Origin of the sequence: Fodinicola feengrottensis (assembly GCF_010993775.1) — a bacterium.
GTDB classification, from domain to species: domain Bacteria; phylum Actinomycetota; class Actinomycetes; order Mycobacteriales; family HKI-0501; genus Fodinicola; species Fodinicola feengrottensis.
The window spans coordinates 1-18,151 of sequence record NZ_WOTO01000024.1 but is presented as its reverse complement, the minus strand read 5'-3'; the positions used below and the strand labels follow the sequence as shown (position 1 = coordinate 18,151).

The window sequence follows — 18,151 nt, the reverse complement described above, 5'->3', positions numbered from 1 at the left end:
CATGCTGACCGGCTTCACCTTCGGGCTTTTCGATCTTTTCCACGTCGGCGACCTGGACCTGCTCCGGCAGTCCGCCGCGCGCTGCGACCGGCTGGTGGTCGGCGCGTACACGGACGAACTGGCCGAGCACACCTGGCGGTCCACGCCGTACGTGCCGCTGGCCGAAAGGCTGGACATTCTCGCCAACCTGCGCTTCGTCGACGACGTGATCGCGTTGTCATCGCTGGACATTCCGGCCGCCGCCGAGGCGGTCGCGGCCGACCTGGTGATGGTCGGTCCAGGCCGGGACGGCACGCCGACCGCCGACCAGCTGAGCCAGTCACTGACCGGCATCGGGGTTGTCACGATCGAGCCGAAGGCCGAAACTGGCAGCCCGATCCTGCGACAGGCATTGGACGCGGACTGGACGGCGGTGGCATGACAACCAGCGAGGGCACTGGATTCCGGGACGCGCTGCGCAGGCTGCCAGCGGCGCAGAAAAGCGCCAAAGGCGCGCCCGCCTATTCACGTTTTGTGAACCGCAAACTCGGCCGCTATCTGGCCGCTTTCGCCTATCGCGTACGCATGTCGCCCAACCAGGTGACGATCATCAGCGCGCTGTTCAGTTTCGCCGCCATCGCGATGATCGCGCTGGTACGCCCGTCGCTGCCGATGGGCATCGCGGTCTGTCTGCTGCTGCTGGTCATCGGCTACGCGTTGGACTCCGCCGACGGGCAGCTGGCCCGGCTCACCGGCCGCGGTTCGCGGGCCGGCGAGTGGCTGGACCATTTCGTGGACAGCGCGAAAATCGTCACGCTGCACGCGGCCGTCCTGGTGTCGTTCTACCGATTTTTCGCGCTGCCACCGGCACTTCTGTTGATCCCGCTGGTCTTCTGTTGCGTGGCAACGGTGTTGTTCTTCGGGGGATGATCTTGAAGGACCTGCTCCGGCGGGGCGTCACGGCCAAACCCGTCGGGCGGCCGTCGATCGTGCGATCGGTGCTGGTGATTCCCACCGACTACGGTTTGATGTGCCTGGTCTTCGTGCTCTACGGCACTGGCCTGGTTTTCGTGGGCATCTACGGTTTCCTGCTAGTCACCAACGCACTTTTCCTGGCCGCCGCCGGAATCAAGTGGTTCCGGGAGATCGCCGCCGCCGACGCGGCGCAGGCGCCGGCGCCCAATGCCGACGTGGTCCACAAACCGCTGATCGCCGACACCGTCATCAACATCCCCGCCGGCCGTACGCCCAACGCCGACGCCATCACCAAAAGCATCGGCGGCAGCGCCATTCCCGGGCGGCACCCGTGACGGTCGTCGGCTATGTCCCCGGCGCGTACGACATGTTCCACGTCGGCCACCTGAACATCCTGCGCCGGGCCCGCGAAGGCTGTGACGTTCTGGTCGCCGGTGTGGTCACCGACGAGACTGTCGTACGAGCAAAAAGGAAAGCCGCCGGTCGTACCGCTGGCGGAGCGGCTGGAGATCGTGTCCGCCATCGCCTTCGTCGATCGCGCGGTCACCGATCTGTCCACCGACAAGCGGGTCATGTGGGAGCTGCTCAAGTTCGACGTGCTTTTCAAGGGCGACGACTGGAAAGGCACCGAAAAGGGCCGCCGACTGGAGGCCGACATGGCCTCCGTCGGCGTGCGCGTCGTCTACTTTCCGTACACCGCCCCCACCTCCAGCACCGCCCTGCGCGCTCTCATCGCCCGCTAGTTGTCTTAGTGGATGTAATCTTCGAGGCGTCCGACGGAAAACCCGGGAGAGGCGGCGACCGCGGCCAGCAGCACGTGCATGTCACGCTCGAAGTCGGGCGTGAAGTGCATCAGCAGGATCATCCCGGGATAGAGCGGATTGTGCGGGCCGAAGGCGTGTTGCGCGATGTAGAGCGTGCCGCCGATGACCGAACCCTCCCAGAGGGTGTTGGCGGCGATGCCACCGCAGCTCTGGATGACTTTCAGCGTGGTCAGGTCATATTCGCCGTACGGCGGACGGAACAGGGTCGGCCGGCGGCCGGCGACGCCCTGGAGTTTGTCGACCGAGCCACAAATCTCGAAGCGTTGTACGTCCTCGGGCAACCCTTTGAGTTTGCGGTGTGACTGGGTGTGCGCCTCGATGGTGGCGCCTTCGGGCTGCAGGCTGCGAAAGAAATCGGCGTGCTGCACGGCCGGTGACGAGATCAGGAAAAGCGAGGTCGGAATGTGTGCCTCTTCGAGCACCCGGGCCGCCTCCGGCGGCTGGTAACCGCCGTCGTCGATGGTAATGAAAACGACGTTCCCGTTGACCGGGACTCGCAGGACGGTCTGCGCGTACTCACCGCCGGCGGCCGCGCTGAACGGCACCGGCCGTGGCGCTGGCGGCAGCTGCGGCATCGGGCCAAGGTTGCCGCTGACCCGCGGCGTTTGCCCGTACGAGTCAGGAAGCTCGGCGCCGAACGGCGGCGGGATGATGGGCGGCGCGGCGGTGGCCGCGCCGGGTGCGGCCAGCGTGAGCAGCAGGCCAGCGAGCGCGAGCCCGGCCCCGGTCCGGAGAGTACGCATGTGAGGAAATGGTCCTTTCGCACCCTAAAAGTAAAATGGATGCTAAAAGGCTATCAATACGCTCCCGCGCTGCGAACGACAGCGGTGACGGTGCGCAACAGGACGACCAGGTCGAGGGTCAGCGACCAGTTCTCCACATAGCGCAGGTCGAGCCGCATCGAGTCTTCCCACGACAGGTCGGCGCGGCCGCTGACCTGCCACAGGCCGGTCACCCCCGGCTTCACCACCAGGCGGCGCATCAGGTCGTCGGGATATTCGGCGACCTCGGACGGCAGCGGCGGGCGCGGTCCGACCAGGCTCATCTGGCCGGCCACCACGTTGAAAAGCTGGGGCAGCTCGTCGATGGAGAAGCGACGGAGCCACCGGCCAAGCGGGGTCACCCGGGGATCGTGCCGGATCTTGAAAAGCAGCCCGTCGTGCTCATTCAACGCGGCCAGCTCGCCGAGCCGGCTTTCCGCGTCCAGATACATGGTGCGCAGTTTGAGAATGGTGAAATTCTCGCCGTCCTTGCCGACCCGGGTCTGCCGGAAAAACGCCGGACCGGACGAGGTGACCCGGATCGCCAGCGCCACCGCGAGCAGCAGTGGGGAAAGCAGGATCAGCAGCAGCGAAGCGGAAAAGACGTCGAAAAAAAAGCGCTTGATCATCCACCGGCTGCCGGCCAGCTCGGCGTGGTCCAGGTGCAGCATCGGCAGCCCGTCGATCGGGCGCAGGGACGTACGCGGGCCGGCCACATCCAGCAGCGCGCCGGCCACGATGATGTCGGTGCCGGTGCTTTCCAGCGACCACACCAATCGGCGCAGCATCGCCGAGCTCAGCTCCGGACAGGGCAGGATCGCGACGGTGTCGGCGGCCACGTCGATGACCGCGCGGGTGATGGTGTCGAAAGTGCCGACCACCTCGATGCCGTCGACGCTGTTCCGGCCGTCTCGTTGTGGTGGCACGCAAACTCCGACCACCTGCATGCCGTGATATTGATGCCGGGCCAACTGACGATGCAGCTCACCGACCGTGGTGTCGTCGCCCACCACAATGACGCGGCGCATGCAGCGGCCGTGGGCGCGCTCTCGTACGAGCCAGCGCCGCAAAAGATAGCGACCAACCAGAGTTGCGACGGTAACCGCGGGCAGAACAACGACGACGTAACCGCGCCAGCTCTATGCTCGCCACGTATGAGACAAAGGCGACCGCGGCGGTCAGCACCAGGCCTGCGTTGAGTACGCGCCGGTATTCCTCGTTGCCGACGAAAAGATAACGCGACTCGTACGCCCGGGCGAACATCAGGACCAGCAACCAGATCGCCGGGAAGAACGCGCTGCCAATGACGTAAGCCCAGGCGTGGTGCGGAATCGAACCGAACCGGATCCAGAATCCGAGCCCGGCCGCGACCACCGCGGCGGCCACGTCGACCAGCGTCAGCAGGCTGACATAACGCTGCTCCCAGTCGGTTTTTTTTCGACTCGTACCGGCAAGGCCGGCAGTTCGTGCACGTCGGCGACCGGGTCCGGCGCCAGCACGGCCTGGCTGAAAGCGAACTGACCTCGGCCTTTGCGCCGGGACGGGGCGAGCGCGTGGGTCAGCGAGAGCCGCCGGCCGGTCGGCTCCGGCGGGCGGACAGCCGCGAGCGTCACGGTCTGGTCAGTGGTCTGGGGATCTGTGGTCACACCCGGCGCCCTTCGTCAGAACGCGCACATCTGGACGAACCAGACCACAAGACAGCACGCCGGTCAATCGCCCTCCCCATCGCGGGACCTGTTTCCTGACCCTATGGGGACAAAGCATGTGCCGGAACATACTTACGCAGCGGGAACAATGACTGATCGGATGAATTCCTGGTAACACCTGGCAATCACCGTCATCACGGACAGCTAATTTGTGGTCTGTCCGCTTACCGAACAGCGACCAGTGTTCTCGCCGGTGACAGAGTTTTCCGCGGGACGTACGAGAAAAGTAATGAACCAGTACGGAATTCGATGGTCCAGATCACAAAAAGAAATTCAGCTGACTCCGCCGAACAGGCTGGTGACCGATCCGTCCGAAAACACCTCGCTGATAGCGCGCGCGATCAGTGGCGCGATCGACAGCAGCGTCAGTTTGTCCAACTTCTTCTCCGGCGGCACCGGCAGCGTGTTGGTCAGCACCACCTCGCTGATCCGGCTGTTCTTCAGCCGCTCGGTGGCCGGGTCGGACAGCACGCCGTGGGTGGCCGCCACGATCACGTCACCAGCGCCCGCGTCGAACAGCGCGTCGGCCGCCTTGCAAATCGTGCCGCCGGTGTCGATCATGTCGTCGACCAGCACGCACGTACGGCCCTCGACCTCGCCGACGACCCGGTTCGCCACCACCTGGTTGGGGATCAGCGGATCGCGGGTCTTGTGGATGAAGGCCAGCGGGCAGCCACCCAGCTCGTCGGTCCACCGCTCGGCCACCCGGACCCGGCCGGAGTCCGGCGCGACCACCGCGAACTGGCGGCCCTCGTACGTCCGCTTCACGTAGTCGGCGAGGATCGACAGCGCGAACAGGTGATCCACCGGGCCGTCGAAGAACCCGGAGATCTGCGCGGTGTGCAGGTCGACGGTGAGGATCCGGTCGGCGCCGGCGGTCTTGAACATGTCGGCGACCAGCCGAGCCGAGATCGGCTCTCCCGGCCGCGGTGCTTCTTGTCCTGGCGCGCGTACGGGAAGAAGGGCAGCACGACGGTGATCCGCTTGGCCGAACCGCGTTTGAGGGCGTCGACCATGATCAACGCCTCGACCAGCCACTGGTTGATCGGCGTGGTCATGGACTGCACGACAAAGGCGTCCGAGCCGCGTACCGACTCCTCGAACCGGACGAAGATCTCGCCGTTGGCGAAGTCGTACGCGGCGGTCGGGGTGGGCTGCAACCCGAGGTGTGCGCCAATCTCGTCCGCCAGCTCCGGATAGGCCCGGCCGGAGAACAACATCAGGCTCTTGCGGTTTTCGGCTTGCAGGCTGTTCACGATGACTACTCCCCCTGGTTTTGCTCGGCCGCGGCACGCGCGGCGGCCTCGGCCGCCGCGGTCCCCGGCCGCTTGCGCTCGACCCATCCCTCAATCACCCGCGGCTTGGCACCCGGTATGGCCAGCGCCCCCGCTGGCACATCGCCCAGGATCACCGTCCGTCCCGGGCCGGAATACGCCCCGTCGCCGATGGTCACCGGCGCCACGTACATGTTGTCCGACCCCATCCGGCAGTGGCTGCCGACCACCGTCCGATGCTTGTGCACGCCGTCGTAGTTCACGAAAACGCTCGCCGCGCCGATGTTGCTCTGCTCGCCAATGGTCGCGTCACCCACGTACGACAGGTGCGGGACTTTGCTGCCCGCGCCCACCTGCGAGCCCTTGACCTCGACAAACGTGCCGATCTTGGCGGCCGTGTCCAGCACCGTACCGGGCCGAAGGTAGGCGAACGGGCCGACGCTGACCCGCTCGCCGATCCGGGCGCCCATGCAGTGCGCGCGGATGACCTTCGCGCCCGGGCCGACCAGGGTGTCGGTGAGCGTGCTGTCCGGGCCGATCTCGGCGCCGGCGGCCACGCTGGTCTCGCCATGCAGCTGGACGCCGGGCAGCAGCACCGCGTCCGCCGCCAGCTCCACCGTCACGTCCACCCCCAGTGGTGGCCGGGGGATCACCGTCACGCCGGCGGCCATCCAGCGGCGCAGCACGGCGTCGCGCAGCAGCGCGCCGCGCCGAGCCGCGCGAGCTCGATGCGGTCGTTGCAGCCCAGCGCCTCCTCAGCGGCTCCCGCATAGGTCCCGACGCCACGGCCTTCGCGTACGAGCATTGCCACCGCGTCGGTCAGGTATTCCTCACCCTGCGCGTTGGTGGTCGACAGTCGGGACAGCGCATCGCGCACCGCGGCCGCGTCGAAGACGTAGATGCCGGCGTTGATCTCGTGGATGGTCCGCTGCAGGTCGTCGCAGTCGCTTTCCTCGACGATCTCGGCCAGCTCTCCGGCGCCGTCACGGACGATCCGGCCAAGGCCCGTCGGATCCTCGACGCGCGCGGTCAGCACCGTACCCGCGCGGCCCGAGGACGCGTGCTCGGCGACCAGCCCGGCCAGCGTGTCCTGGCGCAACAACGGCACGTCGGCGTTGAGCACGACGACCGTGCCGGCGTTGGCCTCCAACGCCTCCAGCGCCACCCGCACGGCATGGCCGGTGCCGCGCTGCTCGGCCTGCACCACCGCCTCGGCGGCCGGCGCGATCTCGGCCAGATGCGCTTTCACCTCGTCGCGGCCGTGGCCGACGACCACCACCGTACGGTCAGCACCGAGCGGGGCCGCCGCCGCCAGCACGTGCCCGAGCAGCGAACGTCCGCCGATCTCGTGCAGTGCCTTGGGAATCGTCGACCTCATCCGCTTGCCGTGGCCAGCGGCGAGAACGACGACGGCGGCCGGACGGACACTCCTCACGCGGGTTTCCCCTTCCAGCGTATTCACCAGGTCACATGGTAGTAGCCCGTACGCCGGCCCTTCCGTGGGGCGTACCCGTCGCGAACTCGACGTTTTCGTCCCCGACACGCCGGTTTGACGACGAAAACGTCGAGTTCGGGCGCGGAGGTCGACGGCCTCAGCGGGAGGGGCGGAGGGCGTGTACGACAGGTGTGTCGTACCAGACTGCTCGCTCGCAGGATCCCGCGATGGCGATATCGCCGCAGCAGGAGCAGCGGGGGGGGTGTCCTGGTGGCTGAGTTCCACCGCGACCGCGTCGATGGTCTCCTCGCGCAGCCGGGTGTCGTAGCAGACCACCACCGCGCGATGGGCCTCCAAAGACACCGACTCGCGGAGAATGGAGAGGGCTTCGTCGACGTCTTTGGTGTCGACCGGGAGCGGCGTGATCTCACCAGAGGCGGACAGTTGGTAGCCGTACGGACGGAAGCGACCCGTCCATCGGATCGACCGGTCCGCCGGGCGAACGGCGTCGGTCAGCAGCCGGTCCAGGTCCTCGCGGACCGGCGCCGGCACGGCGGCCGGCCAGGGCACCTCGATGACCACCAGTTGTGCTCCCGGGGTAGGAATCGAACCTACGTCGCTAGTCCAGATTCAAAGTCTGGCGGCCCCTGCCAACAGAGCAACCCGGGAATGACGCGTTCATACCGTACCGCCCCCACAGCCAAGACGCTTTAACGTCGGGGCACCTGTCACCATGGGGCAGTGACTGAGCAGCGCAGGAGAACCGTGGCAGCGGAGTCTCGGGTGCCCCGGGTCCGGATGACCGGCAAGCAGCGCCGCGAGCAGTTGCTGGATATCGGGCGCAGCCTGTTCGCCGAGCGGGGATACGAGGCGACCTCGATCGAGGAGATAGCGGCCCGAGCCAACGTCAGCAAACCGGTGGTCTACGAGCACTTCGGCGGTAAGGAGGGCCTCTACGCCGTCGTCGTCGACCGGGAGATGCGCCAACTGCTCGACACCGTCACCGGCGCGCTGACCTCCGGCCACCCGCGCATCCTGTTGGAGCAGGCCGCGCTCGCCCTGCTGACGTATATCGAGACCCAGACCGACGGCTTTCGCATTCTGGTGAGAGACTCGCCGGTCACCTCGGCGACCGGCAACTTCTCCAGCCTGATCGGGGACATCGCGAGCCAGGTGGAATACATCCTCGCCGCCAAATTCAAGGCTCAGTCGTACGACGATCCCAAGCTCGCCACCCTCTATTCGCACGCGCTGGTCGGGATGGTCGCGCTGACCGGGCAGTGGTGGCTGGAGGCGCGCCGGCCCAAGAAAGAGGAAGTGGCCGCGCATCTGGTCAACCTGGCGTGGAACGGCTTGTCGAACCTGGAGAAGAAACCGCGGCTGCGCGGCCGTCGCTGAGGTTTTCCGCGCTGCCAAGTTGCTGCCGGTATGGGCCAGCGGGAGAATCGCCTTATCAATGCATATGTCCCGTATGCGTAGATGAGGGGGAATGATGCTTCAAGCACTAATCGGTGGACTGGGCGCGGCCTGGACGTCGATCGCGACCTTCGTCCCGAAACTGGTCGGATTCCTGGTCATTCTGCTGATCGGTTGGCTGATCGCCAAGGGCGTGTCCAAAGCCGTACAGCTGCTGCTCACCCGGACCGGCTTTCCCAAGCTGATTGACAAGTCCGGGCTGGGCGCGATGATGAGCCGGGCCAGTTTCGACGCCACCGGGCTGATCGTGAAGCTGGTCTACTACTTCATCCTGCTGATGGCCCTGCAGCTCGCGCTGCTGCCGTTCGGCACCGACAACCCGGTGAGCGCGCTGCTCAACCAGGTGATCGCGTTCCTGCCGCGGATCGTGGTGGCGATCGTGCTGGTGGTCGTCGCGGCGGCGATCGGCAAGGTGGTCAGCGACCTGATCAGGTCCGCGTTGGGCAATCGCGCGTACGCGCCGCTGCTGGGCACCCTGACCCAGGTTTTCCTGGTGGCGCTGGGCATCATCGCGGCGCTGAACCAGTTGGACATCGCCACCACCGTCACCACCCCGGTGCTGATCTTCGTGCTCGGCACGATCGGCGGCATCCTGGTCGTCGGTATTGGCGGCGGCCTGGTCCGGCCGATGCAGCAGCGTACGGACGGCTGGCTGCACCGCATGGAGCAGGAGCTCAAGGCGACCACTCCGCCGCCAGCCGCGGCTGCGCCGACCCACCCGGTCAGCAACGGCACCGTCCCAGAGAACGGCACGATGGCCGGTGCGTACGCCGGCACCAATGGAGACCACCCCACCGAGCGCCTGCCGCACACTAACTAACCGTCACCAAGCTTTGTCCGCAACGCCCCGATGCGTGCATCTGGCGCACGCATCGGGGCGTTGCGGACGTCACAGGGTTACCGTAGGTCACGGAAGAAGGCGCGGATGTCGGCGGTGAGCAGGTCCGGCACCTCCAGCGCGGCGAAGTGGCCGCCGCGGTCGAACTCGGTCCAGCGCGCGATCTTGTACGAGCGTTCGGCGAGCGGCCGGATCGACGGCACCAGATCTCGCGGGAAGACCGCGACGCCGATCGGCACCGGGCATGGGATCGGCAGGCCGCGGATGCCCGTATTGTCGAAATGCAGCCGGGACGACGACGCGCCGGTGCCGGTCAGCCAGTAGAGCGAGACGTTGGTGAGGATCCGGTCGACATCGATCGGGGTGGTCGGGTCGGCCCAGCTGACCATCTTGTCGGCGAGCCACGCCAACTGCCCCACCGGCGAGTCCACAAGTGCGTAGCTCAGAGTCTGTGGCCGGGTCGCCTGCTGGACGGTGTGCCCGGACGGGTTCGCGAGGAATTTCCGTACCGCTGCCACTCTTTCCGCGTCGAGCAAGGAAAATCCGGCCTGGTCTCCGGTTGGCACGGTCGGCAGGTAGTTCAGGTGGACGCCGACCACCTCGGCCGGCGCCAGGTGACCGACCACCCGAGAGATCGGCGATCCCCAGTCACCGCCTTGGGCTCCGTAACGGTGATAGCCGAGCCGGCTCATCAGCGTCACCCAGGTCCGCGCGATCCGCTCGACGGTCCAGCCCCGGTCGGGCAGCGGGCCGGCTGGTCCGTAGCCCGGCAGCGACGGGATGACCAGGTGGAAAGCGTCCGCTGGATCGCCGCCATCCGAACGCGGGTCGGTCAGCGGGCCGATCACGTCGAGGAACTCCAGGAACGAACCCGGCCAGCCGTGGGTCAGAATCAGCGGCAGCGCATCCGGTTCGACCGAGCGTACGTGCAGGAAATGCACCGTGGTGCCGTCGATTTCGGTGGTGAACTGCGGAAATTTGTTGATCTCCGCCTCTTTTTCCCGCCAGTCGTAGGACACCCGCCAGCGCTCCACCAGGTCTTTCACGTAGTCCAGCGGAAGGCCGTCGTCCGCCGCTTCCCGCGGCTGATCCGGCCAGCGGGTCCGATCCAGCCGGTCGCGCAGATCGTCCAGCCGCTCCTGTGGGACGTGCAGCTCGTACGGCCGAATGTCGTCACTCATCGCGTACCCTATCGTTGGTATCACCAATGTTGGTGCCACCAACAATAACACTGGTCATTGGGACGTCCAACGACTAGCCAGCCGGCTTAGGCGAGCAAGTCCCGGACCGCGGCCAAGTGGTGTTCGGCGTCGGCGGCCAGCTGGTCGAGGATCTCCGCGACCGGCTGCTCGGCCCGGACGAACTCGGCCGCCGAGCTGGCGTAGATGACGGCCTGCGAGTAGTCGCCGTCGCGAGCGGCCTGCGCGAGAGTCGTACGTGCCTCGGCCTGGTCGACTGAGAGCGCTTCCTCGTGCCCGTGCCAGCGGTCGGCGAAGTCGTTGCGCAACGCCCGGCCGGGATAGCGAGACGGCCACGCGAGGCCGGCGCCAATGTCGAAAACCCTGGTCAGGACGGTGTCCTCGGCGTCAGCCTCGATCACTTTCCGCTTCGCCGAAGGCTTGCCGGCGGCCTCGGTGGCGGCCAACAGCCGGGTGCCGACCAAGCCGGCCTGCGCACCGGCGGCCAGCACGGCGGCGAGGCCGCGGCCGGTGCCGATCCCGCCGGCCGCCACCACCATTGCCGAGCTGCCCTCGAGCGCCTCCAGAACCGTCTGGAGCAGCGCGGCAACGTGCCGATGACCGCACCGCTGTGCCCACCCGCGTCAGCGCCCTGCGCGATCACCACGTCGACGCCGGCACGCGCGGCCGCGACGGCTTCGGCGGCGGCCGTACTCACCCTGCGAGGCGACCAGCGCGCCCGCCTCGTGCAGCGGCCTGACGTACGACACGGGATCGCCGAAGGAGACCGCCACCAGGGCAGCTCCCGAGGCGCAGACCTCGTCGAACAGGCCCGGCTGGCCGTCCATCGCCCACAGCTGCAGGCCGATCCCGAACGGCGAGCCGCCGGCCGCCGCGATCGCCGCCTCCTCGCGTACGAACGCGGCGTCCGAGCGGTTCGAGACGCCCAGCATGCCGAGCCCACCGGCGGCGCTCACCGCGCGGGTCAGCGCGCCGAGCCCGGGACCGGCCATCGGTGCGCCGATGATCGGCAGTCGCAGTCCGAGCCGGCGGGTAAGTTCGGTGGCGATCATGCCCACTTTCTAGCGCGTTCTCCCGTACGAACGCTATAAGGAGCCGCAAATGCTGCCATGGTCAGCCGAACTCGCCGGCCGGCTCGACAAGCGGACGATCACCAGCGAACTGCTGCGCGACAACCCTCTCGGCGACCCGGCCGAGCGTCCGCTGTGGGTCTACACACCGCCCGGCTACGACGCGGACACCGACCGGCGCTATCCGGCGGTGTACGTGATTCAGGGCTACACCGGCCATCTGGGGATGTGGGAGAACCGAAACCCGTACAGCCAGCCCTATCCGGAGATGGTTGACCGGCTTTTCGTCGACGGGGCACCGCCGATGGTCGTGGTCTTCGTGGACGCCTGGACCGCGTACGGCGGCAGCCAGTTCGTGGACTCCCCCGGCACCGGCAAATATCACTCGTACCTATGCGAAGAAGTCGTGTCCTATGTGGACGCCCACTACCGGACGCTGGCCGATCCCGCGCACCGCGGCATCGCCGGGAAGTCGTCCGGCGGCTTCGGCGCGATGATCACGCCGATGTTGCGGCCGGACCTTTTCGGTGCGCTCGCGACCCATGCCGGCGACAGCTTGTACGAGGTGTCGTACATTCCGGAGTTCATTGGCGCGGTCCGCAGCCTGCGCGACTACGACGGCGACATTTTCCAGTGGTGGGCGGATTTCCAGAGCCGGCCGCCGTTCACCAAACCGGCCGACATCCCGCTGCTGGTGACGCTCGGCTGCTCAGCCGCCTTCTCCGCGTCTGAGGACGGGAAGCCGCAGCTGCCTTTCAAGGCGCACAGCGGTGAGCTGATCCCGGAGCTGTGGCAGCGGTGGCTGGACTGGGATCCGGTGCTGATGGCACCCAAATACGCCGACGCGCTTCGCGGGCTGAAGGCGATATGGATCGACGCGGGCAAGAACGACGAGTTCGCGCTCGACCTGGGCTCGCTGGCGTTCCGGGACGCGCTGACCGACGTAGGGGTACGTGACGAGGTCGTACATTTCGAGCTCTTCGAGGGCACCCACATGCGCATCGACTACCGCTATCCGATGGCGCTCGGGTGGCTCGCGGAGCGGCTCGCCCCTTAGCAGCTCTGCTCAGGCCTGAGCTGACTCGGCTTCTTGCACGGATTCGGGCGGGGTCCGGGCGGCGTCCCGGACCCTGCTCGACACCCGGCCGTAGAAGCCGAAGGTCAGCAGGATCAAGCCGACCACGAAGCTGAAGATGACGTTTTTTTCCATCTGGAAGCCGAAATAGTTCAGCTGGGTCCGCAGCAGGCAAATGTTGATCAGCCCGCTGAGCAGGAACAGGATGCCGAAGGTCACGTTCGCGACCGGCGCCAAGTTGCGGCCGATCAGCGCGGAGATCAACAGCAGTGCGCCGATCACCACCGAGATGATCGAGAGCAGCCCGTTGGACGGCAGGCCCAACACCCGCTGCCCGACCAGCGCGAACAGCGGCAGCTTCTCGACCAGCCCGATCACGCCGAAGATCACCAGCGCCAGGCCGACCAGCCCGCCACCGACCCGATAGACCGCACCCAACCGGTGGTCGACCGGGAACTCGGACTCGTGCTCGGACATCGATCCATCACTCCCTCAGCGGCAATGCCCTCGCCGACCTTCTACGTACGGTCGGACTTCCTCAGGGATCACGGTATCCGCTGACCCGCCCCCGCGCCGCACCGGGCACACCAGTCCGCGCCGACATCACACCACCGCCGGTCGCCGGGCCCCTGAAACTGTCGTCCCCACCGGGAAGACTCGACTTCGGGGGCGGCTTTTCGGCGTCCGTACGAGCCGCCCCCGAAACCAGCCTGCCGCATCGCCCTGACACTTTCGCGCCCCTCACTCGTACGCTGCCGGCTGCCAGTCGCTTGCCTGATTTCAAAGCTCGGTGGACCCAGGCGTACTGCAAGCAACGGGGCGTGGCGGACTTTCCGGGAGTGGTCGGTCAGCGTCGAGTGGCGGACTTTATCCCGCACTCGGCGTCGACTGCGGGATTTTGTACCGCACTCGACGCCGCCCCAACAGCTCAAAGGCCTGGCCGGCGGAAACGTCACACCCGCGGCGAAGACTCGATTCGGGGGCGGCTTCTTTGGCGACGAAAAATGCCGCCCCCGAATCCGAGTCTTCCGGTCGGGGGCGACAGTTTTGGCGGGGGCGGCGGGTCAGCCTTCGATTTGCTCGCCGAGGGCGAGCCAGCGTTCCTCGGCGGCCTCGACCTGCGCTCGTACGTCCCGGAGCTTCGCGTCCAGTTCGCTGACCTTCTCGTGGTCGGTGGCGTTGGCGGCCAGGTCGGCGAGCAGGCGTTTCTCCGACTCGGCGAGCTTGGACAGATCGCGCTCTAGCCGCGACAGTTCCTTGCGGGCGGCCCGCTGCTCACCGGCCGACTTGCCACTGACAGAAGCGACCGAACTGGGAGCGACAGCGGCCGACTCGATCTTCTCCCGACGCTGGACATACTCCCCGACGCCGCCGATCAGCATGGTCAGCCGACCGTCGCCGAGCAGCGCGTACACGGTTTCGCAGACTCGCTCGATCAGATACCGGTCGTGGCTGACCACAATCAGCGTGCCCGGCCAAGAGTCGAGCAAATCCTCCAGGCCAGCCAGCGTGTCGGTGTCGAGGTCGTTGGTCGGCTCGTCCAGGAGCAGCACGTTCGGCTCGCCCATCAGCAGCCGGAGCAGCTGCAACCGGCGGCGCTGACCACCGGAAAGGTCACCAACCGGGGTCCACTGCGACGACGAGCCGAAGCCGAAGAGCTCCGCCAGCTGACCGGCGGTCATCTCCCGCTTGCCGACCTGCAGCCGGCCGGCGACCTCCTGGATCGCCTCCAAGACGCGCAGGTGGTTGGGCAACTCGACGGCTTCCTGCGACAGGTACGCGACCTTCACCGTCTTGCCGACCTCGACGGTGCCGCCATCGGGCTCGCGCTGGCCGGCGAGCGTACGCAGCAGCGTCGTCTTGCCGGAACCGTTCGGACCAAGGACGGCGACGCGGTCGCCAGGGCCGATCCGCCAGGTCGTGTCGCCGAGCAGCTCACGGCCTTCGGGCGTGGCCAGCCGCAGGTGCTCGGCGTCGTACACGCTGCGCCCCAGCCGCGCGGTCGCGAACCGGCGCAGCTCAACGGTGTCCCGAACCGGCGGCTCGTCGGCGATCCAGCGCGTTGGCCGCGTCGATCCGGAACTTCGGCTTGCTCGTACGAGCCGGCGGACCGCGTCGCAGCCACGCCAGCTCCTTGCGCATCAGGTTCTGCCGCCGCGCCTCGGACGCCGCCGACTGCCGGGCCCGCTCGGCCCGCGCCAGCACCCACGCCGAGAGTAGCCACCCTCGTAGCTCTGCACGTTCGCGTCGACCACTTCCCACGTGGTCGTACACACCTCGTCGAGGAACCACCGGTCGTGTGTGACGACCAGGACCGCGATCTTGGCGCGCGCGTTCAGATGCCCGGCCAGCCACGCGACACCCTCAACGTCCAGGTGGTTCGTCGGCTCGTCGAGAACCAGCAGATCGAGGTCTCGTACGAGCAACGCGGCCAGGCCGACCCGGCGGCGCTCGCCACCGGACAGCGGGTCGACGACCGTGTCCAAGCCGATCCGGTCCAGCCCGAGGCCGTCGAGAATCTCCCGTACGCGCGCGTCCGACGCCCACTCGTGTTCGGCGCCGAGGTCGTCGGACAGCCAGGCGTTGCCCAGCACGACGTCTCTGACGGTGACGCCCTTCGGAAGCACCAACTGCTGGTCGAGGTTGCCCAGTCGCAGCCCGCCGCGCTGGGACGCCCGGCCGGAGTCCGGCGGCTCGGCGCCGGTCACCATCCGCAGCAGGGTCGACTTGCCGGCACCGTTCAGGCCGACGACGCCGACCCGGTCCCCCGGCCGCGATGCCGAGCGAGACGCCGTCGAGGGGCACCGTGGTGCCGTAGGTCTTGCCGACGCGCTCCAGGTTGACGAGGTTAGCCACCCCTCAATCCTGCCTCACGCACGCGTACGCGCATTTACTTACCACCTACTTACTACTTTCTTGGCCGCATCGACGCGATGCGTGCGCTGGATGCACGCATCGCGTCGATGCGGCCAAATGAGTTGCGGGAGTTTGTAAGCTGCTACTTATGGATGCGGAAACGGTGACGGCGGTCCGGCGGGCCACTGGCAAGTTGGCCAAGCGGTTGCGGCGGGAGCGACCGGACCGCTCGGTCAGCCCGTCGAAGATCAGCGCGATGGGCCAACTGGCTGTTCGCGGGCCGCTGACTGTGGGCGAGCTGGCCGCCGCCGAGCGACTGCAGCCGCAGGCGCTGACCCGGATCCTCGCCGCGTTGGAGGAGGACGGCTTGATCAACCGGGAGACGAGCGAGCACGACCGGCGCAGAACTGTCGTACGCCTCACCGAAGCTGGAGCTGCGGTGCTGAGGCGGGATATCGCGCAACGAGAGGCGTGGCTGGCGATGACAATGAGTGCGGAGCTCAACGAGACCGAGATCGCCCTGCTGCGGATCGCGGCGCCGCTGCTGGAGCGGCTCGCGGACAGCACGGCGGCCATGTCGCTGCGGCAGGCGTCATGACGACGGCGGTCCTGCGCGCCGAGCAGAAGGACGACGAGAAGGACCACACAGGTCCCGCTGCGGCGGATCCTGTTGCTCTTCCGGCCATATGTGTGCCCCAGATGGTCCTGTTGGTGCTGGTGGTGGTGCTGCAGGCGCTGGCCGGCATCGCGTCGCCGTTCCTGCTCCGGGAGATCCTGGACCGGGCGCTGCCGGCCCGCGACCTCGCCCTGGTCAGCCTGTTCGCCGGCGGCATGATCGTGGCGTCGGTGACCAGCGGCGCGCTCGGCGTGGCCACCACCCGGCTCTCCAACACCGTCGGGCAGAAAGTCATGCACGACGTACGCGTCTCGGTTTACGAGCACCTCCAGCGCCTTTCGCTGGCCTTCTTCACGCGTACCCGGACCGGCGAGATCCAGTCCCGGATCGCCAACGACATCGGCGGCATCAACAACGTCATCACCACGACGGCCACCTCCGCGGTGCAGAGCGGCACCACCGCGATCGCGGTCGCGGTCGCCCTTTTCGTGCTGGATTGGCGATTGGCGCTGCTCGCCCTGCTGGTGGTGCCGCTTTTTTTGCTCATCACGCTGCGGGTGGGCCGGGAGCGGCGCAAGCTGATCCGCGGCCGGGCGCACCGGTTCGCCGCGATGACCACGCTGATCTCCGAGTCCATCTCGGTTTCCGGGGTGCTGCTGGCCAAAACGATGGGCCAGCGGCAGGCGCTGGCGGACCGGTTCGCGGCCGAGTCCCGGCAGATCTCCGACCTGGAGGTGCAGGCCACCATGGCCGGCCGGTGGCGCGGCGCGACCCGCGGCATGAGCCTGACCATCATCCCGGCGCTGGTTTACTGGCTCGCCGGCGTGGAGTTCGCGCACGGCGCGGCGACCACCATTTCGCTCGGCACGGTGGTCGCTTTCACCAGCATGACCAACAGGTTCGTGTCGCCGGCGAGCACTTTGCAGGCCGTTGGCGCGAATGTCTCCACCTCGCTGGCGCTTTTCGGCCGGGTCTTCGAAGTTCTGGATTTGCCGATCGAGATCGCCGACCGGCCAAGCGCCACCAAACTGGCGGTGGCCAGCGGCGATGTGGAGCTGCGGGACATCTCGTTCCGGTACGAGCCCGATGCCGCCTGGACACTGAAAAACGTGTCGGCGAGGATCCCCGCCGGCACCACCACCGCGATCGTCGGTGCCACCGGCTCGGGCAAGACGACTCTCGCCTATCTGGTGGCCAGACTTTATGAGCCAGCGGAAGGATCCGTACGCATCGATGGCGTCGACATCAAGGATGTCACACTGGACTCGCTCGCCGACTCGGTCGGCCTGGTCGCCCAGGAGACCATGCTTCTGCACACTTCCATCAGGGAGAATCTGCGATTCGCCCAACCGGATGCGACCGATGAGGACATCGAGCGGGCGACTCAGGCCGCGCACATTCACGACCTGATCGCGTCGCTGCCCGATGGGTACGAAACGATCGTCGGCGAGCGCGGTTATCGGTTCTCCGGCGGGGAAAGACAGCGCATCGCGATCGCCAGGGTCCTGCTGCGCAACCCACCCGTGCTCATTCTCGACGAGGCGACCAGCGCCCTGGACAACAAGACGAGCGAGCCGTCCAGCAAGCACTGGACGAGCTTTCCCGCGGCCGTACGACGATCGCCATCGCACACCGACTGTCCACAGTGGAAACCGCGGAGCAGATCCTGGTGTTGGAAGCCGGCGAGATCGTCGAACGCGGCACCCACACCGAGTTGCAGGCACTCGGCGGCCGGTACGCGGAGCTGGCGGCTCGCCAACTCACATCCTGATCCGCAGCGCCTCGGAATCAGTGACCGGTGGGTCGAGCGCGATCCCGTGCAGGACGTGCGCCAGCACCTCGGCCCCGCGCACGACGCGAGGTCCGGGCCGGTTGAAGTAGGCGGGTCCGTCCAGCACCCACACTCGGCCGTTCCGGACGGCGGGCAGGTCCAACCAGCCGGGCCGGTCGGTGAGGAGCGACAACTCGGCAAGCGTACGCTCCGGCGGAAACCCGCATGGCAGCAACAAAACAACGTCCGGCTGGGCGTCCACCACCGCCTGCCAGTCGAACCGGGCTGGTGTGCTC

16 protein-coding genes, 1 tRNA gene and 5 pseudogenes are annotated in these 18,151 nt (G+C 67.4%); 10 read left to right on the top strand and 12 right to left on the bottom strand.

Annotated elements, in window-relative coordinates:
• Position 1: 1 nt before the first annotated feature.
• The 5 genes and pseudogenes from GNX96_RS22015 (at position 2) to GNX96_RS22005 (ending at position 1,697) form a co-directional block, all read left to right on the top strand.
• Positions 2 to 421, top strand: a complete 420-nt coding sequence (locus tag GNX96_RS22015) for an adenylyltransferase/cytidyltransferase family protein (RefSeq protein WP_163569508.1) — start codon at positions 2 to 4, stop codon at positions 419 to 421.
• On the top strand, positions 418 to 909 hold the full coding sequence (locus tag GNX96_RS54115) for a CDP-alcohol phosphatidyltransferase family protein (RefSeq protein ID WP_279581122.1): 492 nt from the start codon (positions 418 to 420) through the stop codon (positions 907 to 909). The genes GNX96_RS22015 and GNX96_RS54115 overlap by 4 nt, the downstream gene beginning before the upstream one ends.
• Positions 906 to 1,289 carry a hypothetical protein gene (locus tag GNX96_RS54110; protein WP_279581121.1) on the top strand — a complete coding sequence of 128 codons (384 nt, stop codon included), beginning with the start codon at positions 906 to 908 and terminating at the stop codon, positions 1,287 to 1,289. Before GNX96_RS54115 ends, GNX96_RS54110 begins: the two co-directional genes overlap by 4 nt.
• 32 nt (positions 1,290 to 1,321) lie before the next feature.
• Positions 1,322 to 1,366: pseudogene (locus GNX96_RS54105) on the top strand (hypothetical protein); the annotation flags it as partial.
• Positions 1,367 to 1,370: 4 nt separating this feature from the next.
• Positions 1,371 to 1,697, top strand: a complete 327-nt coding sequence (locus GNX96_RS22005; RefSeq protein ID WP_279581120.1) for a hypothetical protein — start codon at positions 1,371 to 1,373, stop codon at positions 1,695 to 1,697.
• 5 nt (positions 1,698 to 1,702) lie between these two features.
• Here GNX96_RS22005 and GNX96_RS22000 read toward each other — a convergent pair whose 3' ends face one another.
• The 7 genes and pseudogenes from GNX96_RS22000 to GNX96_RS21975 all read right to left on the bottom strand — a co-directional run bounded on the left by GNX96_RS22000 (position 1,703) and on the right by GNX96_RS21975 (position 7,623).
• Positions 1,703 to 2,521, bottom strand: coding sequence for a polysaccharide deacetylase family protein (locus GNX96_RS22000; RefSeq protein ID WP_163569507.1), 819 nt, complete (start codon positions 2,519 to 2,521; stop codon positions 1,703 to 1,705).
• 53 nt (positions 2,522 to 2,574) lie between these two features.
• Positions 2,575 to 3,627 carry a sugar transferase gene (locus GNX96_RS21995; protein WP_279581172.1) on the bottom strand — a complete coding sequence of 351 codons (1,053 nt, stop codon included), beginning with the start codon at positions 3,625 to 3,627 and terminating at the stop codon, positions 2,575 to 2,577.
• Positions 3,524 to 3,925 carry a hypothetical protein gene (locus tag GNX96_RS54100; RefSeq protein WP_279581119.1) on the bottom strand — a complete coding sequence of 134 codons (402 nt, stop codon included), beginning with the start codon at positions 3,923 to 3,925 and terminating at the stop codon, positions 3,524 to 3,526. The genes GNX96_RS21995 and GNX96_RS54100 overlap by 104 nt, the downstream gene beginning before the upstream one ends.
• Positions 3,926 to 3,936: 11 nt before the next feature.
• Positions 3,937 to 4,185, bottom strand: coding sequence for a hypothetical protein (locus GNX96_RS21990; protein WP_163569506.1), 249 nt, complete (start codon positions 4,183 to 4,185; stop codon positions 3,937 to 3,939).
• 333 nt (positions 4,186 to 4,518) lie between these two features.
• A pseudogene (locus GNX96_RS21985) lies at positions 4,519 to 5,465 on the bottom strand (ribose-phosphate diphosphokinase).
• Between the two features lie 41 nt (positions 5,466 to 5,506).
• Positions 5,507 to 6,897: pseudogene (glmU, locus tag GNX96_RS21980) on the bottom strand (bifunctional UDP-N-acetylglucosamine diphosphorylase/glucosamine-1-phosphate N-acetyltransferase GlmU).
• A 647-nt stretch (positions 6,898 to 7,544) separates the two neighbouring features.
• Positions 7,545 to 7,623: transfer RNA gene (locus tag GNX96_RS21975), tRNA-Gln, on the bottom strand.
• Positions 7,624 to 7,752: 129 nt separating this feature from the next.
• Between GNX96_RS21975 and GNX96_RS21970 the strand changes: the two genes are divergently transcribed.
• Both GNX96_RS21970 and GNX96_RS21965 read left to right on the top strand, forming a co-directional pair.
• Entirely contained in the window at positions 7,753 to 8,352 is a 600-nt protein-coding gene (locus GNX96_RS21970; RefSeq protein ID WP_163569586.1) for a TetR family transcriptional regulator, read from the top strand.
• A 94-nt stretch (positions 8,353 to 8,446) separates the two neighbouring features.
• The gene (locus tag GNX96_RS21965) at positions 8,447 to 9,250 is read left to right on the top strand and encodes a mechanosensitive ion channel family protein (protein WP_163569585.1); all 804 of its coding nucleotides are present in this window, start codon (positions 8,447 to 8,449) and stop codon (positions 9,248 to 9,250) included.
• A gap of 77 nt (positions 9,251 to 9,327) precedes the next feature.
• Here GNX96_RS21965 and GNX96_RS21960 read toward each other — a convergent pair whose 3' ends face one another.
• The 3 genes and pseudogenes from GNX96_RS21960 to GNX96_RS54090 all read right to left on the bottom strand — a co-directional run bounded on the left by GNX96_RS21960 (position 9,328) and on the right by GNX96_RS54090 (position 11,519).
• Positions 9,328 to 10,449 (bottom strand): epoxide hydrolase family protein, encoded by a 1,122-nt coding sequence (locus tag GNX96_RS21960; RefSeq protein WP_163569505.1) that lies wholly within the window; start codon positions 10,447 to 10,449, stop codon positions 9,328 to 9,330.
• 86 nt (positions 10,450 to 10,535) lie between these two features.
• A pseudogene (locus GNX96_RS54095) lies at positions 10,536 to 11,054 on the bottom strand (nitronate monooxygenase); the annotation flags it as partial.
• Between the two features lie 36 nt (positions 11,055 to 11,090).
• A complete protein-coding gene (locus GNX96_RS54090; protein WP_279581118.1) occupies positions 11,091 to 11,519 on the bottom strand; it encodes a nitronate monooxygenase family protein in 429 nt (142 codons plus the stop codon).
• Positions 11,520 to 11,568: 49 nt separating this feature from the next.
• On the opposite strand from GNX96_RS54090, the gene GNX96_RS21950 reads away from it, so the two are divergent.
• Entirely contained in the window at positions 11,569 to 12,594 is a 1,026-nt protein-coding gene (locus GNX96_RS21950) for an alpha/beta hydrolase (RefSeq protein WP_163569504.1), read from the top strand.
• 9 nt (positions 12,595 to 12,603) lie between these two features.
• Here GNX96_RS21950 and GNX96_RS21945 read toward each other — a convergent pair whose 3' ends face one another.
• Both GNX96_RS21945 and GNX96_RS21940 read right to left on the bottom strand, forming a co-directional pair.
• The gene (locus tag GNX96_RS21945) at positions 12,604 to 13,089 is read right to left on the bottom strand and encodes a DUF4383 domain-containing protein (protein ID WP_163569503.1); all 486 of its coding nucleotides are present in this window, start codon (positions 13,087 to 13,089) and stop codon (positions 12,604 to 12,606) included.
• Between the two features lie 587 nt (positions 13,090 to 13,676).
• Positions 13,677 to 15,468 (bottom strand): annotated as a pseudogene (locus GNX96_RS21940) (ABC-F family ATP-binding cassette domain-containing protein).
• Between the two features lie 148 nt (positions 15,469 to 15,616).
• Here GNX96_RS21940 and GNX96_RS21935 point away from each other — a divergent pair.
• Positions 15,617 to 16,066 (top strand): MarR family winged helix-turn-helix transcriptional regulator, encoded by a 450-nt coding sequence (locus GNX96_RS21935; RefSeq protein WP_163569502.1) that lies wholly within the window; start codon positions 15,617 to 15,619, stop codon positions 16,064 to 16,066.
• Positions 16,063 to 18,151, top strand: a 2,089-nt coding sequence (locus GNX96_RS21930; RefSeq protein ID WP_279581117.1) for an ABC transporter ATP-binding protein, incomplete at its 3' end; no start/stop codon positions are given. The genes GNX96_RS21935 and GNX96_RS21930, both read left to right, overlap by 4 nt.